The organism is Streptantibioticus silvisoli (assembly GCF_027947535.2).
Lineage (GTDB): Bacteria > Actinomycetota > Actinomycetes > Streptomycetales > Streptomycetaceae > Streptantibioticus_C > Streptantibioticus_C silvisoli.
Genome location: NZ_JAAGKO020000059.1, coordinates 23,359 through 49,718 on the forward strand (window position 1 = coordinate 23,359; position 26,360 = coordinate 49,718).

The following is a 26,360-nucleotide window of genomic DNA, read 5'->3' on the forward strand; positions in this document are numbered from 1 at the left end:
GGCTCTCGCGGCCATCACAACCACTGCGGCGCCGCCCGCGCAACGGCAACACGGCCGCCATGGGCCGCCCTTGACGTCGCATCACCTCATCGGGTCAGGTGGTGGGCTCCGGGTTGCCGCGCAACGTGGCGATCTCGCGGGTGAGTTCGTCCGCCTCATCGGTGCGGCCGAGCCGTTGCAGGCACTGCGCCTCGTCCTCGCGGGCGGCGAGGGTGTCGGCGTGCCGGGTGCCGAGCGTGCGGGCCCGGGAGGCGGCGACGGCGCGGTACTCGCCCAGCGCCTGGTCCCAGCGGGTCAGCCAGCCGAGGGCGGTGGCGACCTCGCGGCGGCTGACGAGGGTGTCGGGGTGGTCGGCGCCGAGCACCCGGGAGCGCAGGGCGCACACCTCGCGGGCCTCGACCAGCGCCTCCTCCCAGCGGCCGAGGCGGCCGAGGTTGACGCCGTAGCCGTGCCGGGCCCGCAGGGCCTGCGGGTCGTCCGGTCCGCCGGTCCTGCGGTGCGCGGCGGCCAACTCCCGGTAGGTGTCGAGGGCTTCGGGGTAGCGGCCGAGCCGGCCGAGGCAGATGCCGACCTCGTACCCGGCGGCGAGGGTGTCGGGGTGGTCGGGCCCCAGGAGCGCGGCGCGGGCCCGGCGGACCTGGCGGTACTGGTCGAGTGCGGGTTCCCAGTGCCCCAACCGGCTGAGGGCGTAGGCGAGTTCGAAGCGGGTGACCAGGGTGTCGGGGTGGTCGGGGCCGAGCACCCGGGCCCGGGCCGCGTACACCTCGGCGGCGGTGCGGTAGGCGTCCTCGACCCGGCCGAGGCGGCCCAGGTTGTAGGCGAGGTTGTGCCGGCAGCGCAGCGTGTCGGGGTGGTCGGCGCCCATCAGCCGTTCGCGGGCGGCCAGGACCTCCTGGTAGACGCGGTGCGCCTCCTCGTGCCGGCCGAGCTGGCCGAGGACGTGCGCGGTCTCCTGGCGAGCGGCCAGCGCCTCCGGATGGTCGGCGGGACGGCCGGCGGCCACCCGTTCGTACTCGGTCAGCGCCTCGCGCGAACGGCCCGACCGGCCCAGGGCGAAGCCGAGTTCGTACCGCCCGGCGAGGGCGTCGGGGTGGTCGGCGCCCAGCACCCGCTCGCGTTCGGCGATCAGCGCGCGGAAGGCGTCGACCGCCTCGGCCCAGCGGCCGGCCGCGCTCAGCTCCATCGCCACGCGCTGCCGGGCGGCGAACCGCGCGGCGGCCGCGGACTGCGGCACGGTCGGCGGGGTCGCGCCGCGAACGGCGGAGGCGGGCGGCGGGGCGGGCCGGCTCCCCGGCGCGGCCGGGCCGGTCGGCGCCGGCAGCGGCGCGGTGTACTGCGCCACGGTGTGCGCGGCGGGCGGCGTGTGCGGGGCGGGCGCGGGGCGGACCGGGGAGGCGATCGGCGCGGTGCCGGTGAACCAGGTGCCGGTGAGCGAGATGGCCTCCGGCCGGTACGGACGCACCCTGCGGACCGCGACGGACTCCGCGCCGGTGCTCAACCCCTTGGCCCACGGCGGAAGTTCGCTGCCGCGGTCCAGCTCGATCCGGATGGCGGCCAGCCGTCGGCCGATGGCGGCGGCGTCCTGCGGGCGGTCGTCGGCCTCCTTCGCGAGCAGTTCCAGGATCAACCGGTCGAGCGCCGCCGGGAGTTCGGGCCGCTTGGTGCTCGGCGGGTCGGGGGCGACGGTGCGGTGCCGGATGAGCACCGCCCACGCGTCGTCCAGGTCGAACGGCGGTGCGCCGGTGGCGAGTTCGTACAGCACGCAGCCGAACGAGTACAGGTCGCTGCGGTGGTCGACCTCGGCGCCGACGATCTGCTCGGGCGACATGTAGTGCGGGGTGCCCATCGCCATGCCGGTGCCGGTCAGCCGGGAGGTGAAGCCGGCGTCGTGGCCGAGGCGGGCGATGCCGAAGTCGCAGATCTTCACGGTGCCGTCGGACAGCCGCAGGATGTTGGCGGGCTTCAGGTCGCGGTGCACCACGCCCTGGGCGTGGGTGTAGGCCAGGGCTGCGGCGACCTGCTCGCCGATGTCGGCGAGGTCCGGCAGCGGCAGCGCCACGCCCTGCTCGTCCTCCAGCACCTGCGACAGGGTGCGGCCCTGGAGGAGTTCCATCACCAGGTAGAGCAGGCCGTCGTCGGCGCCGAAGTCGTGCACGACGGTGATGCCGCGGTGCTGGAGCCCGGCGGCCACCCGGGCCTCGCGCCGGAAGCGCTCGCGCATGATGTGCAGCCGCTGCGGGTCGCCCCCTCCGCCGAGCTGCTTGAGGCACTTGACCGCCACCTTGCGGCCGAGTTCCTCGTCCTGGCCGCGCCACACCTCGCCCATACCGCCGCGGCCGATCAGCTCGATCAGCCGGTACCGGTCCCTGATCAGCCGGTTGTCGTCCCCCATCGTGAGCTGCTGCCCCCGTCGTGCCGCCTTGTGTCGTCCCGTGGTCGGACCAGTATGGCCGGGCGGGCCGCTCCGCGTCACGGTGCCCCGGGTGGGTATGCCGCCGGCGGGGCGGGCGGCTCTGGGTGTGCGGGGTGCTCGGTGAGTGGATCAGCGCGGAGCGGGCCGCTCTGGGTGTGCGGGGTGCTCGGTCAGTGGATCACCGAGCGGCGGGCCGCTCTCGGTGTGCGGGGTGCCCCCGGTGGGTACGCCACCGCCGGGCGGGGCGCTCGGCGTCACGGTGCTCGGTCGGTGGACCGGGCGGGTCCGTGCCAGGGTGCCCCGGTGGATACACCACCGCACGGCGGGCCGCTCTGCGTGTGCGGGGTGCCCCCCGGCGGGCACACCTCGGCCGGACGGGGCGCTCGGCGTCAGGGTGCTCGGGTCGGTGGACCACCGCCGGGCGGATCCGTACCAGGGCGCCCCGGCGAGTACACCACTGCGCGGCAGGCCGCTCCACGTCAGAGTGCCCCCCGGCGGGCACACCTCGGCCGGACGGGCACTCCACGTCAGGGTGCCCGGTCGGTGGACCGGGCGGGTCCGTGCCAGGGTGCCCCGGTGGACACGCCACCGCGCGGCGGGCCGCTCCACGTCACGATGTCCCGGCGAGTGCACCACCGTCAGGCAGCCGCTCCACGTCAGGCTGCCCCCGGCGGGCACCCCACCGCGCGGATACGGTCCCGGGCCCGGTCACTGCCGGTCTCCCGCCGTCCGCGTCCCGCCGCCGCGGTTCACCGCCGGCCCGGCCGCCCCGCCCCACCGCCCGCGGTTCACCGCCATCCCCGCGTCCCCCTCGTCCGGGGCGGCCGCACGCCGGGGCGTACGCCCGCTGTCTGGGGGAAATCCCGTTATCCCCTGCCCGCCGGGCGATGTGCTCATACCCTGGAGTCATCCGCGGGTATAACCACATCAGCACATGACCGGCCTTTGTTTACACCTGCGTGGAGGATCACATGAAGATGTTGATCAATGTTCCGGAGACCGTGGTCGCCGATGGGCTGCGCGGCATGGCCGCCGCCCATCCGGAACTGACCGTCGACGTGGACAACCGCCTGGTGGTCCGGCGTGATGCCCCGGTGGCCGGCAAGGTCGGGCTGGTCTCCGGCGGCGGCAGCGGGCACGAACCGCTGCACGGCGGCTTCGTCGGCCGCGGCATGCTGGACGCCGCCTGCGCCGGGGAGATCTTCACTTCGCCGGTACCCGACCAGATGACGCGGGCCGCCGCCGCGGTGGACAGCGGGGCCGGGGTGCTGTTCATCGTCAAGAACTACACCGGTGACGTGCTCAATTTCCAGATGGCCGCCGAGCTGGCCGAGGACGAGGGCGTGCGGATCGCGTCCGTGCTGATCAACGACGACGTCGCGGTCACCGACAGCCTCTTCACCGCCGGCCGGCGCGGTACCGGGGCCACCTTGTTCGTGGAGAAGATCGCCGGCGCCCTCGCGGAGGAGGGCGCGCCGCTGGAGGCGGTCGCCGACCTGGCCAAGCGGATCAACGAGGCCAGCCGCAGCTTCGGCGTGGCGCTGACCGCGGTGACCACCCCGGCCAAGGGATCGCCGACGTTCGACCTGCCGGCCGGCGAGCTGGAGCTGGGGATCGGCATCCACGGCGAGCCGGGCCGCGAGCGGCGGGCGATGATGACGGCCCGCGAGATCGCCGACGCGGCCGTCGACGCCGTGCTGGAGGACCTGCGGCCGGACGGCCCGGTCCTCGCGCTGGTCAACGGCATGGGCGGCACGCCGCTGCTGGAGCTGTACGGCTTCAACGCCGAGGTGCACCGGGCGCTGGCCGAGCGCAACGTGCCGGTGGTGCGCACCCTGGTCGGCAACTACGTCACCTCGCTGGACATGGCCGGGTGCTCGCTGACCCTGTGCCGGGCCGACGACGAGACGGTCCGGCTGTGGGACGCGCCGGTCAGCACGCCGGGCCTGCGCTGGGGCTGCTGACCGGCCCGGTTCCGCCCTTCACCGGCCGCCGTGTCCGGCCGCCGGCAGCAGTCGTAGTACGCCCACCAGGAGGTACGCACTTCCATGAACGCATCCGCCACCCCCGACGCCGGTCCGCCGGCGGGCCCGTCCGGTCCGGTGATAGACGCCGCCTTCGTGCGGCGCTGGCTGTCGGCCGCCACCAACGCGGTCGACCGTGAGGCGGACCGGCTCACCGAGCTGGACTCCGCGATAGGCGACGCCGACCACGGCGCCAACCTGCGGCGCGGCTTCACCGCCGCGTCGGCCGCCGTCGACAAGGCGCCGCCGGACACCCCGGGCGGGGTGCTGTTCCTGGTCGGACGGCAGCTGATCAGCACGGTCGGCGGCGCGTCGGGGCCGTTGTACGGCACGCTGCTGCGCACCGCCGGCAAGGAGCTGGGCGACGGCGCGACGGCCGCGCCGCAGGAGCTGAGCGCGGCGCTGCGGGCCGGGGTGGAGGGCGTGGGCCGGCTCGGCGGCGCGGCGCCCGGCGACAAGACGATGCTGGACGCGCTGATCCCCGCGGTGGACGCGCTGGCGTCGGCGCTGGAGTCCGGCGCGGGGCTGGTCCCGGCGCTGGCGGCGGCCCGGATCGCGGCCAACGAGGGCGCGCAGGCCACGGTGCCGTTGCAGGCGCGCAAGGGCCGCGCGAGCTACCTGGGGCCGCGCAGCGTCGGCCACCAGGATCCCGGTGCGACGTCGGCGGCGCTGCTGGTGTCGGCGCTGTGCCAGGTCGCGGAGGCCACCGACGAGGAGAGTGCGGCGTGAGCGGGCAGACGGTGGGGGTGGTGCTGGTCTCGCACAGCGCCGCGGTGGCCGCCTCGGTGGCGGAGCTGGCGGTGGGGCTGTCCGGCGGCGGCGCGGCGGTCGCGGTCCGGCCGGCGGGCGGCATGCCGGACGGCGGTCTGGGCACCAGCGCGGAGCTGATCGCGGCGGCCGTGCGGTCGGCGGAGTCCGGTGCCGGGGTCGCGGTGCTGGTGGACCTGGGCAGCGCGGTGCTGACGGTGAAGGCGCTGCTGGAGGACGGTGAGCTGCCCGACAGCGCCCGGCTGGTGGACGCGCCGTTCGTGGAGGGCGCGGTGGCGGCGGTGGTGACCGCGGGGGCGGGCGCCGACCTGGCCGCCGTGGTGGCGGCGGCCGAGGAGGCGTACACGTACCGCAAGGTGTGACGGTCAGCCGCCGGCGGCCGGGGCGGGCTCGAACCAGGTGACCGGGTCGTCGGTGAGGGCCAGCTTGATACGGGTCAGGCACAGGTCGCTCAGCGGCGGCAGGGCGTCGAGCGCGAACCAGCCGACGTCGGTGGACTCGTCGTCGTTGACCTGCGCCTCGCCGCCGACCGCCCGGCAGCGGAAGGTGGTGGAGACGAACTGGACCCGGTCGCCGTTGGGGTAGGCGATCGGGTCCTCGGTCAGCACGCAGGCGATCCGTTCGGCCACCGCGTGGACGGCCGTCTCCTCGTGGATCTCGCGGACCATCGCCTCGGCCGGCTGCTCACCGGGTTCCGGGATGCCGCCCACCAGGGTCCAGCAGCCGTTGTCGGACCGCCGTACCAGCAGCACGCGCTGCCGGTCGTCGAGGACGACGGCGTTGACGCCGGGCAGGAAGAGCGGGTGGTGTCCGATCATCTCCCGCAGTTCGCGCAGGAATTCTGGAATGGCCATCCCCCGAGCATAGGAACCCCGCCTCGCGAGAGGGACGAACAGCGGCGCCGGGCGCGGCGGATCGCGACGGGCGGAGGGCCCGCGCGGCTCGCGGGCGCGGGCGTCCCGGCGGATCGCGGCCGTCTTCGCGGACCGCGGCCGTCTTCGCGGACCGCGGCCGTCTTCGCGGACCGCGGCGGGCGCACGTCCCGGCCCGGGCGTCGCCGAGGGCGCGGCGCTCAGGCGTCGCCGAGGGCGCGGCGGGCGGGGTTCGGGCGCAGCCGGGCGGTGATGACGCGGACCGCGCCCTCCGCGTCGTCGACGGTGACGGTGAAGCGGCGGCCGTCGCCGAGGTCGAGGGCGAGCCCGGGGCCGCGCCGCACGACGACGGCGGTGCCCATCTCGGGCCGCCAGCGGTACCCCCAGCCGCCCCAGGTGCGCGGGGAGATCCACGGCACGATGCGGGCGGCGTCGACCTGGTCGAGCGGGATGCGGCGGCGCGGCAGCCCGATGTGGCCGCAGCGCACCTCCAGGCAGTCGTGGTCCACCCGGACGCGCACGTGGGTGAAGGCCAGGGTGCCGAAGAGCACGAGGAGCCCGGCGGCCAGGCAGCCGACGACGGACATCACCAGGGGGGCCAGTCCGGAGACCCAGGCGGAGTCGACGGCCAGTTCGATGCCGAGTGCCACGCAGCCGGCGCCGGCGACGGCCAGCAGCCACTGCCCCCGGTTGGTGGCGTGGCCGGTCCACAACGCGGACGGACGGGCCTGACCGGCCCTTTCGCCGCGCGGGTCGCTGCGGGAGTCCTCCATGGTTGGAGCGTACCCGCGCCGTCGCGGACGGGCACCCGGCGTGCGCCGCCGGGGTGACACGGGTGACGCCGCCGGGGTCGGCGGGCGGCGCGCGGGGTCGGCGGGCCGCGCCGCCGGGAGCACGGCGGCGGTCAGGTGTGCACCGCGGCGGCGGTGTCCGCGGGCGGTGTCAGCCGGCGGCGCGCAGGGCGCCGGGGACGGCGAGCGGGCGGGCGGCGGTGAGCGCGCGGCCCTCGGGGTAGGTCAGCGCGGCCGACGGCAGGGCGGCGGGCCGGCCGGCGAGTATGACGTCGAGCGTGCCGGTGGCCGGGGCGCCGGGCTCGGGCTCGGCGCCGAGGCGGCGCAGCACCTGGGCGGCGACCGCGCCGGCCGAGCCGTACAGGCTCAGCGGCCGGGTGTCGCCGCGCGGGCGCAGGGCGTCGCGGATGGGGCCGGCCACGAGTTCGTAGTGGGTGCAGCCCAGGACGACGACGGTGACGTCGGCCGGGGTGGCGGCGGCCGCGGTGGCGACGGCGGCGTCGATCGCGGCGGCGTCGGCGTGTTCCAGGGCGTCGGCGAGGCCGGGGCAGGCCACCTCGGTGACCGGGACGCCGGCCGCGAAGTCGGCGATCAGCCGGCGCTGGTAGGCGCTGCCGGTGGTGGCGGGGGTGGCCCAGATGGCGGCCGGGCGGCCCTGCGCGGCGGCCGGCTTGATGGCCGGGACGGTGCCGATGACCGGGATGCCGGGCTCCAGGCGGGCCCGCAGCGCCGACAACGCGTGCACGGAGGCGGTGTTGCAGGCGACCACCAGGGCGTCCGGGCGGTGTGCGGCGGCGGCCTCGGCGCAGGCCAGGGCCCGTTCGGTGAGGTCGGCGGGGGTGCGCGGCCCCCAGGGCATGCTGTCGGGGTCGCTGGAGAGCACCAGGTCGGCGTCGGGGCGCAGGCGGCGCAGTGCGGCGGCCGCCGCCAGCAGGCCGATCCCGGAGTCCAGCAGCGCGATCTTCACTTCGAAGGCCTCTCTGACGCGGGCGGTGCGACGGGCCGTCCCGGTCCGCGGGCGTCTTCGGCGCATCGCGTGCCGGAGGCGGAACGCCTGGCGGCGGGTCCGGCGACACCGGCCGGTACGGACGGGGTTGGTGGGCCCGGACGAGTTTATCGCGGTGTGCGTGGCGCGGCCGGTCGGTGTCCCCCGGCGGCGGTGCGGCAGACTGCGCGGGGTGAGCTACTGGACCGTGATCGCTGTGGTGTCGCTGTTGAGCTGGCTGTGGCTGCTGCTGGGGCAGGGCATGTTCTGGCGGACCGACGTCAGGCTGCCGCCCGGCGCGGAACCGCGGGAGTGGCCGTCGGTGGCGGTGGTGGTGCCGGCCCGCGACGAGGCGGAGGTGCTGCCGGTGAGCCTGCCGTCGCTGCTGGCGCAGGACTATCCGGGGCGGGCCTCGGTCTTCCTGGTGGACGACGGCAGCACGGACGGCACCGGGCAGCTGGCGGCCCGGCTGGCGTCGGGCGGCGGAGTGCCGCTGACCGTGACGTCGCCGGGTGAGCCGCCGCAGGGCTGGACCGGCAAGCTGTGGGCGGTGCGCCACGGGGTGCGGCGGGCCACCGCGGACGCCGCGCCGGACTATCTGCTGCTGACGGACGCGGACATCGCGCACGAGCCGGACAGCCTGCGGGCCCTGGTGGCGTCCGCGCACGCCTGCGGCTACGACGTGGTCTCGCAGATGGCGCGGTTGCGGGTGGAGACCGGCTGGGAGCGGCTGATCGTGCCGGCTTTCGTCTACTTCTTCGCGCAGCTGTACCCGTTCCGTTGGATCTCCCGCCGGGGCCGGACCGCCGCGGCGGCCGGCGGCTGCGTGCTGATCCGCCGGTCGGCGCTGGAGGCAGCCCGGGTGCCGGACTCCATCCGGCACGCCGTGATCGACGACGTGGCGCTGGCCCGCGCGGTCAAGGGCGGCGGCGGGAGCGTGTGGCTGGGGCTGGCGACCCGGGTGGACAGCGTGCGCCCGTACCCGCGGCTGTCGCAGCTGTGGCGGATGGTCTCGCGCAGCGCCTACGCCCAGCTGCGGCACAATCCGGCGCTGCTGCTGGGCACGCTGCTGGGGCTGGCGCTGATCTACCTGGTGCCGCCGGTCGCCGCGATCGCCGGCGCGGCGGCCGGGGCGCCGGGGGTGTGCGCGGCGGGGTTCGCGGCCTGGGCGGTGATGGCGGGCACGTATCTGCCGATGCTGCGGTACTACCGGCAGCCGTGGTGGCTGGCGCCGACGCTGCCGTTCACCGCGGGGCTGTACGCGCTGATGACGGCGGACTCCGCGGTCCAGCACTACCGGGGCCGCGGCGCGGCGTGGAAGGGCCGCACCTACGACCGGCCGTCGGCGTCGCAGCTGGCGGCGGCCCGCAACGCGGAGGACGACGGGGTCGCGGAGGGGTGAGGGGCGCGGGGCTGCGGTCGGCGGGGCGGGGGCGGCTGCGGTCGGCGGGGCGGGTGGCGGCGGGCGGCGGGGCAGCGGGCGGCAGGGCGGGGGCGGTGTGGCGGGGGCGGTCCTATTTTCGTCCCGGTGACCAGTTCATGCCCCACCCGTAGGCGTGGTCGATGGTGCGCTGTGGGCTGACGCCGCGGGCCGGGACGAGGTAGCGGGCCTCGCGGCGGACGACGAGGTCGCCGCCGGTGTTCTCGATCAGGGCGAGGGCGCAGACGGTGGCGGGCTCCACGCACTCGTCGAGGGCGAACTCCACCGGCGCGCCGAACTGCGGATACAGCGTGGTGACCGCGTGCAGTCCGGCGAAGCTGGTGGCACCGGCGTAGATGGTGACGAAGACCAGCACGCGCCGGAAGTCCGCGCGGCGGTCGAGGTTGAGGGTGAGGTTCTCGCCCTGGACGAGGCCGCCGGTGCGGTCGTCGCCGTCGAGGTGGATGTACGGCGGCTGGTCCAGCGACCCGAAAGCGTTGCCCAGCGCCTGCACGACGCCCTTGCGCCCGTCGGTGAGTTCGTACAGTGCGCACAGGTCGAGGTCCAGCTCAGCGCCGGTGTCGGACCCGGTGGGCTTGCGCAGGAAACCGCCGCGCCGCGGGGTGCGCACCCGCTCCCAGTTGAGGTTGACGCGCATCACCCCCGAGATCCCGCCCTGCTTGGTCAGCGAGACCGAGGGGGCCTGTTTGGTGAGCGTCACCTTGGTCAGCCGCACCGGCGGCGGGGGCGGCCAGGGCGATCCGGCGGGCTGCGCGACGGCCCGTTCCGGCGGGGAGGCCGGGAAGGACGGCGGGGCGAGCGGCCCGGGCGGCACCGGGGCCGGCGGGTTCGCTGACGGTGCGTCATCCACGGTGATACCGAAATCGGCGGCCAGTCCGGCCAGTCCGCTGTCGTAGCCCTGGCCGACCGCGCGGAAGCGCCAGCCGCCGTCGCGCCGGTACAGCTCGCCGAGCACGAAGGCGGTCTCGGGGCCGGCGCCCGCGCTGTCGTAGCGGGCGATCTCGGCGCCGTCGAGGGCGCCGGTGACGCGGATCGACAGGCCCGGCACCTGACCGAAGGTGCCGCCGTCGGCGGAGGCGGCCAGCACGACGCGTTCCACGTCCGGCTCGAGGTGGTCCAGGTCGAGCAGCAGGACGTCGGTGACCCGGGTCGCCTCGCTGCGCCTGCCTTCGTGCCGGACCGCGCCGGACGGGTGCACGGGCTGGTTGTAGAAGACGAAATCGGCGTCGGAACGCACCCGTCCACCGCTCAGCAGCAGCGCGGACGCGTCGGTGTCCGGAACACCGAATCCGGTACGCCGGGCGATTTCCACCTTCACCGCCCCGGCGGTAATGGGCGTATTCGCCCCTTTGCTCAACGGCATCGCGGCCCCCTCGGGGGTGGAAGCGGGACGGCCGGCCGGTTGCGGCGGGCCCAAGTCGGGCGGTCCGACGGCGCATTGCCCGGTCCCTACCCGTTCCCGTACGGGACTTCCCATGATCGGCCGGAATGTTTTTACGCGCTCGAAACGCCTCCTGGAGAGCGATTTTCGCAGGTTCAGTCGTTTTGCGGATCGATGCGGCCCCAGGAGGGCACAAACAACCCGCTTAGCAGACTCCCCTAACCACAGTTTGTGGGCTTAACTTATGGAGCATGACCACCCCCCGCGGCACCTACGGTGGCGGCTACTACGCCTCATCCTCCTTTCCGGACACCCCTATCTACGACAGCCTGGTCGCCGAGCGCGGCACGCCCCAGATCGCCCCGATCCGGGTCTCCCTGCCGTCCTACGACAGCGTGAGCAACCTGCCCGCTCTCCCGGCGCTCCCGGCCCTGCCCTCCGGCCCGTCCCAGCCGATGCCCCAGCAGGCCGGCTACCCCGGTCAGATGCCGGCCGCCTACCCGGCGCAGGGCTACCCGCAGCAGGTGCCGGCGCCCTACATCCCGCAGCAGGCCCACGCGCCGCGCGGCTACCAGGGCAACGGCTACCCGGCGCAGGCCCCCGGCCAGATGCCGTACCAGGGCAACACCGGGTACGACGCGGTCCGCCCGGTCCCGCCGCGCCCGGTGCCGCCGCGCCAGCCGGCGCCCGGCGGCTACCCGGAGGACCCGTACCGCCGCCCGTACAACAACTACAACGGTCAGGGCTACTGACCGCACCGGCGGGGTGGCGCAGCTCACGGCTGCGGTGACGGGGCGGCTGGCACGATGGGCGTATGACGTCGCCGCGACTGAGCTCACTCCACGTCTATCCGGTCAAGTCGGCCCAGGGGGCCGCGCCGGAGCGGGCGGACGTGGAGCCGTGGGGGCTGGCCGGCGACCGCAGGTGGGTGGTGGTGAACGGGGACGGCAGGGCCGTCACCCAGCGCGAAGCACCGCGCATGACGCAGGTCGTCGCGGTGCCGCAGGCCGACGGGGGAATCGTGCTGCGCGCGCCGGGGACGGCCCCGCTGACCGTCGCCGTGCCCACCGGTGGCGGGACGTCGCGGGTGTGGATCTTCAGCACCCCCGTGGAGGCAGCCGGCGCCGCGCCGGAGGCCGCCGCGTGGTGGAGCGCCTTCCTCGGCGCCGACCTGCGGCTGTTCCACCTCGACGATCCGGCGGGCGGCCGGCCGATTCCGCCGCACGACAACCGCGGCCGTGACGACGGGCGGGTGAGCTTCGCCGACAGCCACCCGCTGCTGCTGACCTCGACCGCCTCGCTGGCGGCGCTCAACCGGCTGGTCGCGCGCGGGGACCACGCCGGGGACGGCCCGCTGCCCATGAACCGTTTCCGTCCGAACATGGTGGTCGACGGGACCGGGCCGTGGGTGGAGGACGACTGGCGGCGGGTGCGGGTGGGCGAGGTGGTGATGCGGGTGGTCGGACCGTGCGCGCGCTGCGTGATCACCACCACCGACCAGGAGCACGGGACACGTGGCAAGGAGCCGCTGCGGACCCTGGCACGGCACCGGCGGTTCGGCGGCGGGCTGATGTTCGGGCAGAATCTGGTTCCCGAGTCCGGCGGAACCTTGCGCGTCGGTGACACGTTCAGCGTGGTGGAGTGATGGCCGTACGGCGGGCCCCGGCGGCGCACCGCGCACGGCGTGACCCGGTCGGCCCACGACCGGGTCCGGGCGGATGCCGTGCCGCGCGCGGCACACGGACGGGCGTAGGAGGTGCGCGACTGTGCGGCTGATACCGGACATGCGATCCATACCGGGCAACTGGCGATGGCGGCCCAACCCGCTGCGGCGCCGCAGCGACCTCGTCGAGGCGTGGGCCGGGCTGGCGGCCGTGGCCATCACCGTCGTCGGCGCGCCCGCCGCCGGGATCGCCGCGGGCCGCGCGGTGGACACCACCTTGCGGCACGCCGCCGCCACCCAGCGCGCCCAACGGCACGAGGTGCGGGCCGTCGTGCTGCCCGCCGCCCGGCCGCGTTCGGGGACGATCGCCCCGCGGAGCAGCGACGGGCAGGCCACCAGCCACACCGCGCGGATCAGCTGGAAGGGCGCCGACGGCAAGCCGCACCAGGCCCTGGTCACCATCGTCGGCCGCCACACCGCGGGCACCACGCTGCCGGTGTGGATCGACCGCGACGAGCGGCCGGTCGACCCGCCGCTGGACACCGCCACGGCCACCAGCAACGCCGTCGCCGCCGGGGTGGGCGCCGCCGCCGCGCTGGCCGCCCTGGTGATGGCCGCCCGCAACCTGCTCGGCTGGCGCCTGCTGCGCCGCCGGCTGGCCGACTGGGAGCGGGCCTGGTCCCGTATCGGCCAGGACTGGGGCCGGGCCGGCGCAGGGGGCTGACCCGCCCGGCCGGCCCCGCGCCGCCCGGGGTGTTCCGCACGGCCCGGCCGTGACGTGCGGTGATGCACAAAACCCCTTGTGATACGGCCGGTTGGAAAAGCGCGGCCGCACATCCACCCGAACTCCCCCATCTGTACCGGTTCCTGGAGTTCGGCGTGCGAAGCCGCCCCCGGCGCGCGCTACCGTGGTGCTCCGGTCCGCAACGTACGAGGTGGGGGCAAGGCAGCACCATGGCACAGGGCGTGGTTCAGGTGACGCACACCGGCACATCCCGGTGGCGGCGCCGCACCGGCGAGTACGAGACCCTCGCCGCAGCTCTGGAGGCGGCCGGGGACGGGGACGTGGTCGCCGTCACCCCGGGGACGTACCGGGAGAATCTCGTCGTGGAGCGGGCGATAACGCTGCGCGGCGCCGAGGGGCCCGGGTCGGTGCGCATCGCCCCGTCCGGCGGGGTCGCGCTCACCGTCCGCGCCGACGCGGTCGTGCAGGACCTGCACATCGAGGGCCAGGACACCTCCGCCGCCGCGCTGCTGGTCGAGGACGCGGCGCCGGAGCTGAGCGGACTGCGGGTGATGACCCGGTCCGCGGTCGGCATCGAGGTGCGCGGCGCGGCCCGTCCGACGGTGCGCGGCTGCACGGTGGACAACCCGGCCGGCGTCGGCATCAGCGTGCTGGACGGCTCCGGCGGGCTGTTCGAGGAGTGCGAGGTGGTCGCCGCCGGCCAGTCCGGCTTCGCGGTGCGCGGCGGCGCGTCCCCCCGGCTGGAACGCTGCCGCATCCACCACTCCACCGGCTCCGGCCTGTCGCTCACCGGTGAGGGCACCACCGCCGAGGCGATCGGCTGCGAGGTCTACGAGATCAAGGGCACCGGCGTCCAGGTCGCCTCCCGCGCCACCGGCCACTTCACCGACTGCCAGGTGCACCGCACCACCGGCGACGGGGTGACGCTCGACACCGACGCGGTGCTGTCGATGTCCGACTGCGACATCCACGACGTGCCGGAGAACGCGATCGACCTGCGTTCGCGCTCGGTGCTGACCCTGACCCGCTCCGCCGTGCGCCGTTTCGGCCGCAACGGCCTGTCGGTGTGGGACCCGGGCACCCGCGCGGACGCCAACCAGTGCGAGATACACGAGAGCACCGGCGACTACCCGGCGGTGTGGATCAGCGACGGCGCCGCCGCGGTGCTGGAGTCCTGCCGGGTGCGCGAGGTGCCGGACGCGCTGTTCGTGCTGGACCGCGGTTCGCGCGCCGACGTCGTCGACACCGACATATCCCAGGTCCGCAACACCGCCGTGTCGGTCAGCGACGGCGCCACCGTGCAGCTGGACGACTGCCGGATCAAGGACGCCGCCACCGGCGCCTGGTTCCGCGACCACGGCAGCGGCGGCACGCTGGCCAACTGCACCGTGGAGTCGGCCGCCACCGGTGTCATCGTCACCAAGGGCGCCGACCCCACCATCGACCGCTGCGTGGTGGAGAACCCCTCCGAGTCCGGCTTCTACGTCTCGGCCGGCGCGCGCGGCACCTTCACCAACTGCCGGGTCACCGGCAGCCGCGGCTACGGCTTCCACGTCATCGACGGCTGCCGTACCACGCTCACCAAGTGCCGCGCCGAGCGCTGCTCGCGCGGCGGTTACGAGTTCGCCGAGCCCGGCCCGCTGGTGACCGACTGCACCGGCGACGACAGCGCCGAGCGCCGTTCCGACCCGGTCTCCGCGGCCGGCGGGTTCGGCGGCGGACTCGGCGGTGACGTACTCCCGCCGCACCCGGCGCCCGCCGCGGCCCGGGCCACCGCCGTCCAGTCCTACGGTCTGCTCGGCGGCGTACCGAAGGTGGCACCGGCCGAACCGGCGGCGGAACCCGTCCGGTCGGCGGAGGACGTGCTGGGCGAACTCGACGCGCTGGTCGGCCTGGACAGCGTCAAGCGCGAGGTACGCGCCCTGATCGACCTGATCGCGGTCGGCCGGCGCCGCCAGGAGGCCGGCCTGAAGGCGCCGGGCCTGCGCCGCCACCTGGTCTTCACCGGCTCCCCCGGTACCGGCAAGACGACCGTGGGCCGGCTGTACGGCGAGATCCTGGCCGGCCTCGGAGTACTGGAGAGCGGCCACCTGGTCGAGGTCTCCCGGGTCGACCTGGTCGGCGAGCACATCGGCTCGACGGCCATCAAGACCCAGGAGGCGTTCGAACGCGCCCGCGGCGGCCTGCTGTTCATCGACGAGGCCTACGCGCTGGCCCCGGAGGACTCCGGCCGCGACTTCGGCCGCGAGGCGATCGACACGCTGGTGAAGCTGATGGAGGACCATCGCGACGCCGTCGTGGTCATCGTGGCCGGCTACACCAACGAGATGGAACGCTTCATGGCGTCCAACCCCGGCGTGGCCTCGCGCTTCTCGCGCACCATCACCTTCGGCGACTACAACCCGGAGGAACTGCTGAGCATCGTCGGCACCCAGGCCGACGACCAGCAGTACCAGCTGGGCGAGGGCGCCGGCGAGGCGCTGCTGAAGTACTTCACCGCCCTGCCCAAGGGCGCCTCGTTCGGCAACGGCCGCACCGCCCGCCTCACCTTCGAGGCCATGGTGGAACGGCACGCCGGCCGCGTCTCGCAGCTGGAGTCCCCCAGCCACGAGGACCTCCAGCTGCTCTACCCCGAGGACCTGCCCGACCTGCCCTGACCCTGGCCGGGGACCGCGGCGGTACCCGGTGTGCCGCCGCCGGGCGGGCCGGAGATCTGCGCCAGCAGCTGCGCGCGCTCGGCGTCGAAGGCCGGATCGGCCTGGTAGTCCGAGTGCGCCAGCACCGGCGCGGGCAACGGGTGTTCGGTGTCCCTGCCGTAGGCGGCCGGGTCCCGCAGCGGGCCGACGTCCACGCCGCGGTCGGCACCGTGCGGTCCTTCGAGCCGGACCGGGCCGCCGATCGGGTCGGTGCGCCGCCACAGGTTCCGCCAGGCGTGCACCTCGCGGTGCAGGGCCAGCAGTGCGGGCGGTCCGAAGTACGCCGGGAACCAGCGGCCGTAGAGGCGTTCCAGCGGTGAGCCGTAGGTGAGCAGCGCGATGCGGCGCCGGGTGTCGGGGGCCAGCTGCCAGACGGCGGAGGCGGCCAGCACGGTGCCCTGCGAGTGCGCCGACAGCACCAGCCGCCCGCCGGTCGCCCGGGTCCAGGTGGCGATCCGCCAGGTCAGGTCGGGCACCGCGCGTTCGGCGTAGCACGGCGGTGCGAACGGGTGGGCGGCACGCGGCCAGTAGGTGCCGACGTCCCACAGGATGCCGACGGTACGCCGGGCGGCCAGGCTGCCGTAGGCGCTGCGGCCCAGGGCGACCAGCGCCATCGCGGCGGCGCCCAGCAGCCACGACCCCAGCGCCTGCGCGGTGTCGGCGAGGTCGGCCACCGGATGCGGCGCCCCGGCCGCGGCGGCCACCGGTGAACGGCCCAGCACCCAGGCACCGGCCAGCCCCGCCCCGCCCAGCAGGAACGCGCCGCAGCCCAGCGCGGCCACCAGGACGGGCGTGGTGTCGGTCAGGCCGGCCATGGCCAGCGCCCCGGCTATCCGCCGGGTCCGGGCGTCGTCCTCCGGCTGCCCGGGGTGCGCGGCGCGCACCTCGGCGGCGTCGGCCCGCTTGTCGCGCCGCAGCCGCAGCACCCCGGCCACCCCGACCGCCAGCAGCACCAGCAGGATCACCGGGATCGCCGCCGCCTGCCACGACAGCAGCACCGGCGGACCGGGCAGGGCGTCGTGCCGGGCGCCGGGCGTACCGCCGCCGTCGAGCCAGTCCGCGACGCGCTGCGCGGTACCGCCGGTGAAGACCCCGCCCAGCCAGCAGGCCAGCACGGCGACCAACGGCCCCCCGTAACCGCGCGCGGCGACCCGCCCACCGGACTTGGGGACGGCGCCGGGGGTGGGGGTTGCGCGTGCGCCGGGGGTGGGGGTTGCGCCGGGGGCGTGGTCGTCGCCGGAGGCGTGGGCACCGGTGGCGGTTGCGCCGGAGGCGTCAGCACCGATGGGGGCGTGGGCACCGCTGGGTTCGGCACCGCTTTCGGGCGCTTCCGCAGCCGCACCGGAGGCGTGGGCACCGCCGCGTTCGTGGGCACCGCCGGGGGCGTAGGCACCGCCTTCGGCCTCCCCCGCAACCGCGCCGGGGCCGGGGTCCGCTGCCGGCGTGGCCGGGGTCCGCGCGTCGGCCACGCCCCCGTCGGCCATGTCCCCGTCGGCCGCGCCCACGCCGTACGCCGCCTCCGCGCCGGACGGCGCCCCCGCCGCGCGTCCCGCCCGGAGCATCCCGTGCACGGTGAGGGCCAGGGCGGCCAGCAGGACGCCCTGGAGCAGGGTGACGTCGGCGAACATGCCCGCGCCGGGCAGCCGGCCGTGCGAGTCCCAGCCGGGGCGGGGCCAGCCGGCGTACAGCGCGGACAGGCCCACGAGCGCCATGGAGACGTACGGCAGGGCGCGGACCGTCCGGTGTTCCGGCGTGCCGTCCAGGTCGGTCTCGTGGCGGCGGTGGCGGCAGGTGATGACGACGGCGACCAGCGCGGTCACGGTGATCGCGGCGGCCAGCGCCCAGCCGGGGACGCCCAGGGCCGCGCCGGTGCGGCGGTCGCGGTCCAGGGCGGGCAGCAGCAGGGCGGTGGCGACGGTGAGGAACGCGGACGCCGTGTGGGTGGACTGAAGGCGCGCGACGAACCGGCGGCCGAACCAGAAGCCGCGCATCGCCAGCGCCGGTTCGCCCCGCGGGTGGCCGGGCGGGTTGGTGCCGGGCGGTATCTGGCACTCGTAGGCGCTCCACGTGCGGTGCGACAGCAGCCACATCAGGCCGACCAGCGCGGCCGGTACGACGGCGGCGACCGCGATCCGGCGGCCGGGCGTGCTCCACCAGCCGTGCCGGCCGGCGGACAGGAAGCCGAGCCAGGCGGTGTGGCCGGAGCACACCTGGCTGCCGCCGCACTGCCAGGCGATCAGGTCCATCGCGATCTCGCAGGCGCCGGCCACGAACAGCACGGTGAGGCTGAGCGCCAGCAGCCGCACCAGGACGTCGTAGAGGCGTTCGCGCGTGCCGGGACCGCCGTCGCGGACCGGCGGCGCCGGCGGGTGCATCCAGTGCGCCAGGTTGACGATCATGAACGGCAGCAGGAGCAGCCACAGGGCGCGGGAGGCGTTGCCCGAGGTCAACCCGGACCAGGAGTACGCCTCCTGCACCGGTCGGCCGGACCGGGCGGCGGGCCGGCTCTCGGCGTCGAGGTCGGCCGGGCGCCGGTAGAGCCCGGCGGTCGCGTCACCGGCGACGCGCACCAGCCGGGGGTCGTCGAGCATCTCCTGCGGGGTGACGCCGCCGACGCCGTGCACGAGCAGTTCCAGGGCGGGCGGCGGTCCGGCGCCGTCCGCCGCCACGGCGCCGGGCGGTGACAGCGCCTCCGGCGCCTGCGGGACGTTCTCCATCGGCTCCGCCTCCCCGTGCCGTGCCCGATCTCCCGTACCGGACGCGTTGCTGACCCTCTTTCAGGATCTGTCCGGTGAGCGCCTCGGCACACCTGCGCATTCCCGCCGTCATCCGAAATCGTGACCCGCGGCCGCTGGGCCCGGCCGCGGGCCCCACGCTGTCGGCGCCACGTGGGAGGATGTGCGCACCGCCCGGTCCGGCGGCGAACGCGGTGGTGGGGCCGGGTGCAGTCGCCGGGGCGCACCGCCGGGCGTCGGGGACGGGACAGGTCAACGGAAGGGACGGGGCACGGGTGGCCGATCAACAGAATCTGCTGGCCGAGCAGCGGCGCGCGCTGATCCTCGACGAGGTCCGGCGGCGCGGCGGGGTCCGGGTCAACGAACTGACCCGGCGGCTGAACGTGTCCGACATGACGGTCCGCCGGGACCTGGACGCGCTGGCCCACCGGGGTGTGGTGGAGAAGGTGCACGGCGGCGCGGTGCCGGTGGCCGAACCCAGCACCCACGAGCCGGGGTTCGAGGCGAAGTCGGGTCTTGAGCAGTCGGCCAAGGAGGCGATCGCGGGGGCGGCGGCCTCACTGGTCCAGCCCGGCAGCGCCATCGCGCTGTCCGGCGGCACCACGACGTACGCGCTGGCCCAGCGGCTGCTGGACGTCGCGGACCTGACGGTGGTGACCAACTCGGTGCGGGTGGCCGACGTCTTCCACGCCGGGCGCAACCGCACCGACGCGGCCGGGCGCACGACGGTCCGCGAGGGCGCGGCGTCGGTGGTGCTGACCGGCGGGGTGCGCACACCGTCGGACGCGCTGGTCGGGCCGGTGGCGGACCGGGCGATCCGGTCGCTCCACTACGACCTGCTCTTCCTCGGCGTGCACGGCCTATCGGCGCGGGCGGGTCTGTCGACGCCCAACCTGGCCGAGGCGGAGACCAACCGGCGGCTGGTGCGGTCGGCGCGGCGGGTCGTGGTGATCGCGGACCACACCAAGTGGGGCACGGTGGGCCTGAGTTCGTTCGCCACCCTGGCGGAGGTCTCGACGCTGGTGACCGACGCCGGGATACCGGCGGGCATGCGGGAGGAGATCACCGAGCACGTCGCCGACCTGATGGTGGCCGACCCGGCGCCGGCCGCCCACCGCCCCTGAGCGGGGCGGGCGCCGACGGACCGCCTCCCGGCGCGCGGACGGCCGGGAGGCGCCGGTCAGGCCGGCCAGCTGCCGGTGGCCAGGAAGGTGTCGATGGCGGCGGCGTACGGGGTGATGTCCAGCCCCTCGGCGGCGAGCCAGGTGTCGGAGTAGTACTTGTCGAGGTAGCGGTCGCCCGGGTCGCACAGCAGGGTCACGACCGATCCGGTGCGGCCGGCCGCCAGCATCTCGGCGACGATCCGCAGGGCGCTCCACAGTCCGGTGCCGGTGGAACCGCCGGCCTTGCGGCCGATGGCGTTCTCCAGGGCGCGGACGGCGGCCACCGAGGCGGCGTCGGGGACCTTCATCATGCGGTCGACGGCGCCGGGCACGAAACTGGGTTCCATCCGGGGCCGGCCGATGCCCTCGATCCGCGATCCGGACTCGCAGCGCATCTCGGAGTCGTTGCCGACCCAGCCGTCGAAGAAGCAGGAGTTCTCCGGGTCGGCGACGCAGATGCGGGTGTCGCACTGGGTGTAGTGGACGTAGCGGGCGATGGTGGCCGAGGTGCCGCCGGTGCCGGCGGTGGCCACGATCCAGGCGGGTTCCGGGTAGCGCTCGCGGCGCATCTGCTGGTAGATGGACTCGGCGATGTTGTTGTTGCCGCGCCAGTCCGTCGCCCGTTCGGCGTAGGTGAACTGGTCCATGTAGTGGCCGCCGCTCTCCCGGGCCAGCCCGGCGGAGACCTCGTAGATCATCCGCGACTCGGCCACCAGGTGACAGCGGCCGCCGTGGAACTCGATCAGCCGCTGCTTCTCGGCGCTGGTGGTGCGCGGCATGACGGCGATGAACGGCACGCCGATGAGCTGGGCGAAGTACGCCTCGGAGATGGCGGTGGAGCCGCTGGACGCCTCGATGACGGGCTTGCCGGGGCGGATCCAGCCGTTGCACAGGCCGTAGAGGAACAGCGAGCGGGCCAGCCGGTGCTTGAGGGAGCCGGTGGGGTGGGTCGACTCGTCCTTGAGGTAGAGGTCGATGCCCCAGTGCTCGGGGAGCGGGAAGCGCAGCAGGTGGGTATCGGCGCTGCGGTTGGCGTCGGCCTGGACCTTGCGGACGGCCTCCTTGAGCCAGTCGCGGTACTGCGGGTCGGTGCGGTCGACGTCCACCGTGGGCAGTACCGCCGGGGCCGCCCGGTGCTCTCGGTCGTCCCGTTCGGCGGTGTCCATACGCTCGGCCTCCCGTGCTGTCCGCGGTCCCGGCGCGGTCGCGGCGGGACGGCACCGATCATAGGCAGCGGTATACCGGAGCCGGACCGCGACCTGCGGTTTCGGCGTCCCGGGTGGCGGAAGTTGCGGAACCGGGGCACCGGAGTCACCCTGGTCACACACACGCAGTACCGATCGTGTCACCGTGTGTCGCCACCAGAGGCTTTCCCAATCGAGCGGCACGGGCCCGGTCCCGCTTGAGGCCGGCCCCCACCGCGGAGGGAGTCGCAGCCGTGATCCCGACCCGACAGCCCCGGCGCTGCGCCCTGGAACTGGAAGCGCAGCCAAGCCGGGCCGGACAGGTCCGCAGAATCGTTTCTGCTCAACTTCGCTACTGGAATCTCGACCCGGTGGTCGACACCGCGATCCTCGGGGTGACCGAGCTGCTGACCAACGTCCACCGGCACGCCGAACCCGACAAGAACTGCACGGTGACGCTGTCGCTGGACTCGGGGCTGCTGACCGTCTCGGTCGCCGACCACGACCCGCGGCCGGCCCTGGTCGGCCTGCGGACCGACACGCTCGACACCGGGGGCCGGGGGCTCGCCATGATCGCCGCGCTGTGCGACAGCTGGGGCTGCCGCCCGACGGAGGACGGCACCGGCAAGGCCGTCTGGTTCACCCTGCTGGGCCCGGTCTCCGCCGTCCTGGTGGACGCCGCGGTCCCCGCCGATCCGCCGGCCCGCGACGTCCTCCCGGTGCCCGCCATAACCCTGGACGACCTCGCACCGCCCGTCGCCGTCTCCTTCGCCTGACGGCCTGCGGCGGTCCGCGGATCGTGACGTATTACGTCACGATGTGCCACGTACCGACGATGACTCAGCACGTCACGTCACCCGGACGGCGGACCCCCGCCCCGGCGATCCGGACCGGCCGCCATCCGGACGCGTACCGAAGTCCTGGCGGGGCGCCCAGCCGTCCGCCCCTCGACGCGCCAGGCCCTTCCGGGTACGCCGCACACCCCACGCCACCTCACCGGCACGTCGTATCAACGGCACCGGTCAGCCGTCATATCAACGTCACCGGCACGTCGTCGTATCAACGGCAGGCCCGTCGTACCCACCGCGCGCTCCCGGCCGCTTCCCGGGGACCGACCCCCTCCCCCGGAACCGGCCGGGGCGGCGGGTCAGGACTCCAGGACGGCCATCGGGTCGTCGAGCACCGGCTGCCAGGCGAGTTCGGCCGCGCCGACCAGGCTGCCGTGGTCCAGGGAGCAGCTCATGATCGGCACCGAGCCGCTGCGCCCCCACAGGCTGCGGTCGGCCACCACCGCCCGCAGCCGTTCCGGGTCGGCCTCGAACAGGTACCGGTGCAGGCCGCCGAGCGCGATGCGGTCGGGGTTGAGGACGTTGACCAGTCCGGCCAGGCCGAGACCGAGCCGGTCGGTCAGCAGGCGGGCCGCGGTCCGCACGGCGGGGTCGTCGTACTCCTCGCGCAGCAGCGTCGCGCACCGCGACAGCAGCCCCACCTCGGGCCCCGCGGGCCGGCCGGCCGCCTGGAGGAAGGCGAGCGGATCGACCTCCACGTCCAGGCAGCCCCGGCTGCCGCAGTGGCACGGGCGCCCGTCCGGGTTGACGGTGAGGTGGCCGACCTCCAGGGCGAGCCCGGAACTGCCGGTGTGCAGGCGGCCGTCGAGCACCAGCGCGCCGCCGACGCCGCGGTGGCCGGTGGCGACGACCAGCAGGTGCTGGGCCGTGCGGCCGGCGCCGTGCCGGTGTTCGGCGAGGGCGGCGACGTTGATGTCGTTGCCCACGAAGGAGGCAGGCGGTCCGCCGCCGGGGGCGCGTATGCCGTGGGCGGCGATCTGCTCGGCGAACACGTCGCGCACCGGGGCCCCGGCCGGCCAGGCCAGGTGGAGCGGGTTGAGCGCGGTGCCGTCCGGCTCGGCGACCGAGGAGGGCACCGCGAGGCCGGCGCCCAGGCAGACCCGGCCGGTGGCCTTGAGCAGTTCGGCGCCCTCGCGGACCACCATGCCGAGCACCTGGGCCGGGTCCGCGGGGACCGTGACGCAGGCGGGGGTGGTGGCGACGATGCGGCCGCCGAGGCCGACGAGGGCCGCGCGGAAGCCGTCGGCGTGCACCTGGGCGGCCAGCACGACCGGTCCGTCCGGGTCGACGGTGAGCCGGTGCGAGGGGCGGCCCTGGGCGCCGGTGACCACCGTGGGCCGGGTGTCCACCCGGATCAGTCCCATGGCCTCCAGTTCCGCGGCCACCGCCCCCGCGGTCGCGCGGGTCACCCCGAGTCCGGAGGTGAGCACCGCCCGGGTCGGCGCCCGCCCGGTATGCACGAGCGTCAGCGCGGGGCCCAGCGCTCCCCGTCCCCGTTCAAGCCTTGTCCGAGTCTGCGTCACGGTCCTATTCTCACTTTGTGCCGACTATGAACAAAATACGGACGGCACGGAGTCGTTTCTCCGACTGGCGCCGGCCCGGCGGACCGGGGCCGGCGGGGTCCCTGACCGTGCTGCGTGTCGCTGTCACCGCCTTCTTCGCGATGGACGGTTTCGTCTTCGCCGGCTGGGTGGTCCGCATCCCCGAGGTGAAGGCCCAGGTCGGCGCCGCGCCGGCCGCGCTGGGACTCGCGCTGCTGGGTGTCTCCGGCGGCGCGGTCGCCACGATGACGGTAACGGGCCGGCTGTGCCGGCGCTTCGGCAACCATCCGGTGACCATCGGCTGCGGCCTGGTCCTGGCCCTCGGCGTGGCCCTGCCGCCGCTGACCCACTCGGCGGCAGCGCTGGGCTGCGTCCTGCTGGTCTTCGGGGCGGGATACGGCGGGCTGAACGTCGCGATGAACGCCGCCGCCGTCGACCTGGTGGTGGCGCTGCGGCGGCCGGTGATGCCGGGGTTCCACGCCGCGTACAGCTTCGGCGGGCTGGCCGGCGCCGCGCTCGGCGGCCTGCTCGCGCCGCACCTGTCGCCGGAACGGCACCTGCTGCTGCTCGCCGCCGTGGCGCTGGCGATCACCGTGGCCGCCGGCCGGGTCCTGCTGCGGCACCCGCTGCCTGCCGCCGGTCCGGCGCCGGCCGCCGCCCCCGACGGCCCGCGTACACGTACCGATGGCGGTGAGGCGTGGCGGAACGTGCGGTGGCTGGTGGTGACGCTGGGACTGGTCGCGATGTGCGACTCCTACGGCGAGGGCGCGATGGCGGACTGGGGAACGCTGCATCTCAGCGGCGACCTGGGGGCCGGCGCGGGTCTCGCGGCCGCCGGGTACGCGGTTTTCGCGCTGGCGATGGCGATCGGCCGGCTGGCGGGTTCCGCGGCCCTGGAACGCTTCGGCCGCACCCGGGTCCTCGTGGTCGGCGCGCTGGCGGCGTCGGCCGGCATGCTGGTCGCCGCCCTCGCCCCGGTGACCTGGCTGGTGATCGCCGGGTACGCCGTCACCGGCCTGGGCATCGCCAACATATTCCCGGCCGCCATCGCCCGGGCCGGCACCCTCGGCGGAGCGAACGGCGTCGCCCTCGCGTCGACCTTCGGCTACGGCGGCATGCTGCTCGGTCCGCCGGCGATCGGCTTCATCGCCCAGGGGGCCGGGCTTCCGGTGGCCCTGACCACGGTCGCGGCACTGGCCGCGGTGGCCGCCCTCATCGCCTTCGCGGTACGCGGCGCCGACCGTGGTGGGGGTGTTGGCCGCGGTGGTGGCGCCGCGCGCACGCCGGAGGGCTGACCGCGATCGGGGCCGCCTCGGGGGGTGGGCTGCCGGTGGTGCTGGCCACGGTGACGGCGGTGGCCGCGGGGTGGCGCCGGCCGCACGCCGGAGGGCGGACCGCCAACGGCTTCGCCGCGCGGGAGCCGGGATGCCGGTGACCCTGACGACAGTCGCGGCGCCGGCCCGCAGTAGCCGCCCTCATCGCCTTCGCGGTCGCGACGCCGACCGCTCGACGGGCCGACCGTGCGATCGGGGCCGGATTGTCCGAGGCGGGTGACACGATGTCAGCTATGGAAACTGCTGAGTTCATCGAGGTACTGCGGACCGAGGGCGAGACGCTGGCCGTCCTCGCGGACCGGGCCGGCTGGGACGCCGAGGTGCCGTCCTGCCCGGGCTGGCACACCCGGGATCTGGTGGCGCACCTCGGCAACGTGCACCGGCGGGTGGCGCTCTACGTGGCGGGTGCGACCGAGCCGGTACGCGGCGACTGGGAGGCGCCGGCGGACGCGGAGCTGGACGGCTGGTACCGCGCGGGGCACGCCGCGCTGGTGGACGCCCTCAGCAACGCTCCGGCGGACCTGGAGTGCTGGACGTTCGTACCGGCCGCCTCGCCCCTCGCCTTCTGGACGCGCCGCCAGGCCCACGAGATGGCGGTGCACCGGATCGACGCCGAGTTGGCCGCCGGCGCGGAACACCTGCCGTTCGGCGCCTCCTTCGCCGCCGACGGCATCGACGAACTGCTGCACGGCGCCCTCAGCCGCCCCCAGGGCACCCTGCGCTCCGGCTCCCCGCACGCGATACGGGTGCGGCCCACCGACGCCGGGGGCCGTTCCTGGCTGCTGCGGCTCTCCAACGATCCGCCGCGCGTCCACAACGACGACCCCGCTCCCGCCGACTGCACGGTGAGCGGCACCGCCGACGCCCTCTACGCCGCCCTGTGGAACCGCTCGGGCTTCAAGGAGCTGGACGTCACCGGTGACACGTCGCTGGTCGATCAGTGGTCCACGCTGGCGGCCGTTTGAGGACAGAGGGGGCTGCGGGGACGAGGTCAGGGCGACGGAGGGGCCTGCGTCGCGGGGGCGGGGTGAGGGCGTCGGGGCGAGGGAGGGGGCTGCGCCGCGGGGGCGGAGGCGGGGCTGACGGTGCGGGCTGCGGGAGCGGAGGCGGGCTGACGTCAACGGGCTGCGGGAAGCGGGGCGACGTCCGCCGGTGAGGGCTGCGCTGCGGAGGGGGCTTGACGGGGGGCTGCGGGAGTGGGGCTCGACGGTGACAGTGCGGCCTGCGGAGGTGGGGCAGGGCCTGACGTCAACAAGCTCCGGGGCAGCGTCCGTCGAGGCGGGGGCCTCCGTGGGGCGGGGCTCGACGTGACGTTCACCGGAGACGAGCCTCCGCGCCGTGAAGCCGCTCGGCGTCAACGGGCTGCACGGTGACGCCTGCCCGGAGCACGGCAACCTCCGGAGAGGTGACGCCGACTGGCGTCAACCCGCCTCAGCGCGGCGACAGTCGTAGGCAGGTGTCCGAACCTCCGTCGGCCGAATGCTCGTTGGGGCGCACCGCCTCAACGAGCCCGCCGGAGCGATCCGTTGAGGTCGGACGTCTCACGGTGGCGACGTCCTGCTCGGGCAATCGTCCGGGGTCGCCGTCCAGTGCGGCGGCAACCCTTGCACGCGCGTCCGGAGCCCACCGCAGAGCACGGCCACCGCGATCCGGGCGGCTCACCGGACATCGCGGACGGCGGAGCCTCCGACAGTCGGCCGGCGGAGGAGAAGGGGCACCCTCCGGCGGAGAACGCAGCCGCCCGACAGACCCAGGCGGCGCCGCGCACGACGACGG

At 75.3% G+C, this 26,360-nt stretch carries 20 protein-coding genes; 12 read left to right on the plus strand and 8 right to left on the minus strand.

The genetic code is table 11. The features are described 5' to 3' along the window. Positions 1-94: 94 nt before the first annotated feature. Positions 95-2,392, minus strand: a complete 2,298-nt coding sequence (locus POF43_RS28975; RefSeq protein ID WP_271323870.1) for a serine/threonine-protein kinase — start codon at positions 2,390-2,392, stop codon at positions 95-97. A 992-nt stretch (positions 2,393-3,384) separates the two neighbouring features. Between POF43_RS28975 and dhaK the strand changes: the two genes are divergently transcribed. The 3 genes from dhaK (at position 3,385) to POF43_RS28990 (ending at position 5,567) form a co-directional block, all read left to right on the plus strand. After that, a complete protein-coding gene (dhaK, locus tag POF43_RS28980; protein WP_271316933.1) occupies positions 3,385-4,377 on the plus strand; it encodes a dihydroxyacetone kinase subunit DhaK in 993 nt (330 codons plus the stop codon). 84 nt (positions 4,378-4,461) lie between these two features. Next, complete coding sequence (gene dhaL, locus POF43_RS28985) at positions 4,462-5,166, plus strand: dihydroxyacetone kinase subunit DhaL (RefSeq protein WP_271323869.1); 705 nt, start codon at positions 4,462-4,464, stop codon at positions 5,164-5,166. Further along, entirely contained in the window at positions 5,163-5,567 is a 405-nt protein-coding gene (locus POF43_RS28990) for a PTS-dependent dihydroxyacetone kinase phosphotransferase subunit DhaM (RefSeq protein WP_271323868.1), read from the plus strand. Before dhaL ends, POF43_RS28990 begins: the two co-directional genes overlap by 4 nt. A 3-nt stretch (positions 5,568-5,570) precedes the next feature. Here the strand turns inward: POF43_RS28990 and POF43_RS28995 are convergent, their stop codons facing one another. The 3 genes from POF43_RS28995 to POF43_RS29005 form a co-directional block, all read right to left on the minus strand. After that, the gene (locus POF43_RS28995) at positions 5,571-6,059 is read right to left on the minus strand and encodes an NUDIX hydrolase (RefSeq protein ID WP_271316936.1); all 489 of its coding nucleotides are present in this window, start codon (positions 6,057-6,059) and stop codon (positions 5,571-5,573) included. A gap of 218 nt (positions 6,060-6,277) precedes the next feature. Continuing rightward, positions 6,278-6,850, minus strand: a complete 573-nt coding sequence (locus tag POF43_RS29000; RefSeq protein ID WP_271316937.1) for a hypothetical protein — start codon at positions 6,848-6,850, stop codon at positions 6,278-6,280. 169 nt (positions 6,851-7,019) lie between these two features. Next, positions 7,020-7,835 carry a glutamate racemase gene (locus POF43_RS29005; protein WP_271323867.1) on the minus strand — a complete coding sequence of 272 codons (816 nt, stop codon included), beginning with the start codon at positions 7,833-7,835 and terminating at the stop codon, positions 7,020-7,022. Between the two features lie 211 nt (positions 7,836-8,046). Between POF43_RS29005 and POF43_RS29010 the strand changes: the two genes are divergently transcribed. Then, entirely contained in the window at positions 8,047-9,255 is a 1,209-nt protein-coding gene (locus POF43_RS29010; protein ID WP_271323866.1) for a glycosyltransferase, read from the plus strand. A 112-nt stretch (positions 9,256-9,367) separates the two neighbouring features. Here the strand turns inward: POF43_RS29010 and POF43_RS29015 are convergent, their stop codons facing one another. Continuing rightward, positions 9,368-10,657 (minus strand): TerD family protein, encoded by a 1,290-nt coding sequence (locus POF43_RS29015; RefSeq protein WP_271324444.1) that lies wholly within the window; start codon positions 10,655-10,657, stop codon positions 9,368-9,370. A gap of 269 nt (positions 10,658-10,926) precedes the next feature. On the opposite strand from POF43_RS29015, the gene POF43_RS29020 reads away from it, so the two are divergent. The 4 genes from POF43_RS29020 (at position 10,927) to POF43_RS29035 (ending at position 15,740) form a co-directional block, all read left to right on the plus strand. Beyond that, the gene (locus POF43_RS29020) at positions 10,927-11,427 is read left to right on the plus strand and encodes a DUF6643 family protein (RefSeq protein WP_271314140.1); all 501 of its coding nucleotides are present in this window, start codon (positions 10,927-10,929) and stop codon (positions 11,425-11,427) included. Between the two features lie 62 nt (positions 11,428-11,489). After that, positions 11,490-12,320 carry an MOSC domain-containing protein gene (locus POF43_RS29025; RefSeq protein WP_271314141.1) on the plus strand — a complete coding sequence of 277 codons (831 nt, stop codon included), beginning with the start codon at positions 11,490-11,492 and terminating at the stop codon, positions 12,318-12,320. Positions 12,321-12,459: 139 nt separating this feature from the next. Further along, positions 12,460-13,062 (plus strand): Rv1733c family protein, encoded by a 603-nt coding sequence (locus POF43_RS29030; RefSeq protein ID WP_271324445.1) that lies wholly within the window; start codon positions 12,460-12,462, stop codon positions 13,060-13,062. A 230-nt stretch (positions 13,063-13,292) separates the two neighbouring features. Beyond that, on the plus strand, positions 13,293-15,740 hold the full coding sequence (locus POF43_RS29035) for a right-handed parallel beta-helix repeat-containing protein (protein ID WP_271314143.1): 2,448 nt from the start codon (positions 13,293-13,295) through the stop codon (positions 15,738-15,740). Here the strand turns inward: POF43_RS29035 and POF43_RS29040 are convergent. Next, positions 15,710-18,496 carry a hypothetical protein gene (locus POF43_RS29040; RefSeq protein WP_282704840.1) on the minus strand — a complete coding sequence of 929 codons (2,787 nt, stop codon included), beginning with the start codon at positions 18,494-18,496 and terminating at the stop codon, positions 15,710-15,712. The genes POF43_RS29035 and POF43_RS29040 overlap by 31 nt on opposite strands. A gap of 293 nt (positions 18,497-18,789) precedes the next feature. Here POF43_RS29040 and POF43_RS29045 point away from each other — a divergent pair, with 293 nt between their 5' ends. Further along, a complete protein-coding gene (locus POF43_RS29045) occupies positions 18,790-19,638 on the plus strand; it encodes a DeoR/GlpR family DNA-binding transcription regulator (protein ID WP_271314145.1) in 849 nt (282 codons plus the stop codon). 56 nt (positions 19,639-19,694) lie between these two features. Here POF43_RS29045 and POF43_RS29050 read toward each other — a convergent pair whose 3' ends face one another. Continuing rightward, positions 19,695-20,843: a PLP-dependent cysteine synthase family protein gene (locus tag POF43_RS29050; protein WP_271314146.1), complete on the minus strand. Its 1,149-nt coding sequence runs from the start codon at positions 20,841-20,843 to the stop codon at positions 19,695-19,697. Positions 20,844-21,118: 275 nt separating this feature from the next. Between POF43_RS29050 and POF43_RS29055 the strand changes: the two genes are divergently transcribed. Further along, on the plus strand, positions 21,119-21,637 hold the full coding sequence (locus POF43_RS29055; RefSeq protein WP_271324222.1) for an ATP-binding protein: 519 nt from the start codon (positions 21,119-21,121) through the stop codon (positions 21,635-21,637). A 371-nt stretch (positions 21,638-22,008) separates the two neighbouring features. Here the strand turns inward: POF43_RS29055 and POF43_RS29060 are convergent, their stop codons facing one another. Beyond that, a complete protein-coding gene (locus tag POF43_RS29060; RefSeq protein WP_271314147.1) occupies positions 22,009-23,232 on the minus strand; it encodes an ROK family protein in 1,224 nt (407 codons plus the stop codon). Between the two features lie 17 nt (positions 23,233-23,249). On the opposite strand from POF43_RS29060, the gene POF43_RS29065 reads away from it, so the two are divergent. Both POF43_RS29065 and POF43_RS29070 read left to right on the plus strand, forming a co-directional pair. Then, entirely contained in the window at positions 23,250-24,545 is a 1,296-nt protein-coding gene (locus tag POF43_RS29065) for an MFS transporter (protein ID WP_372516146.1), read from the plus strand. 272 nt (positions 24,546-24,817) lie between these two features. Beyond that, entirely contained in the window at positions 24,818-25,549 is a 732-nt protein-coding gene (locus tag POF43_RS29070) for a maleylpyruvate isomerase family mycothiol-dependent enzyme (RefSeq protein ID WP_271324220.1), read from the plus strand. Positions 25,550-26,360 lie beyond the last annotated feature (811 nt).

What these genes read in the sequence shown, in the direction of transcription:
- POF43_RS28975 (WP_271323870.1), bottom strand. Translation starts at nt 2,392, where the DNA reads ATGGGGGACGACAACCGGCTGATCAGGGACCGGTACCGGCTGATCGAG.
- dhaK (WP_271316933.1), top strand. Translation starts at nt 3,385, where the DNA reads ATGAAGATGTTGATCAATGTTCCGGAGACCGTGGTCGCCGATGGGCTG.
- dhaL (WP_271323869.1), top strand. Translation starts at nt 4,462, where the DNA reads ATGAACGCATCCGCCACCCCCGACGCCGGTCCGCCGGCGGGCCCGTCC.
- POF43_RS28995 (WP_271316936.1), bottom strand. Translation starts at nt 6,059, where the DNA reads ATGGCCATTCCAGAATTCCTGCGCGAACTGCGGGAGATGATCGGACAC.
- POF43_RS29000 (WP_271316937.1), bottom strand. Translation starts at nt 6,850, where the DNA reads ATGGAGGACTCCCGCAGCGACCCGCGCGGCGAAAGGGCCGGTCAGGCC.
- POF43_RS29015 (WP_271324444.1), bottom strand. Translation starts at nt 10,657, where the DNA reads ATGCCGTTGAGCAAAGGGGCGAATACGCCCATTACCGCCGGGGCGGTG.
- POF43_RS29020 (WP_271314140.1), top strand. Translation starts at nt 10,927, where the DNA reads ATGACCACCCCCCGCGGCACCTACGGTGGCGGCTACTACGCCTCATCC.
- POF43_RS29025 (WP_271314141.1), top strand. Translation starts at nt 11,490, where the DNA reads ATGACGTCGCCGCGACTGAGCTCACTCCACGTCTATCCGGTCAAGTCG.
- POF43_RS29030 (WP_271324445.1), top strand. Translation starts at nt 12,460, where the DNA reads ATGCGATCCATACCGGGCAACTGGCGATGGCGGCCCAACCCGCTGCGG.
- POF43_RS29035 (WP_271314143.1), top strand. Translation starts at nt 13,293, where the DNA reads ATGGCACAGGGCGTGGTTCAGGTGACGCACACCGGCACATCCCGGTGG.
- POF43_RS29040 (WP_282704840.1), bottom strand. Translation starts at nt 18,496, where the DNA reads ATGGAGAACGTCCCGCAGGCGCCGGAGGCGCTGTCACCGCCCGGCGCC.
- POF43_RS29050 (WP_271314146.1), bottom strand. Translation starts at nt 20,843, where the DNA reads ATGGACACCGCCGAACGGGACGACCGAGAGCACCGGGCGGCCCCGGCG.
- POF43_RS29070 (WP_271324220.1), top strand. Translation starts at nt 24,818, where the DNA reads ATGGAAACTGCTGAGTTCATCGAGGTACTGCGGACCGAGGGCGAGACG.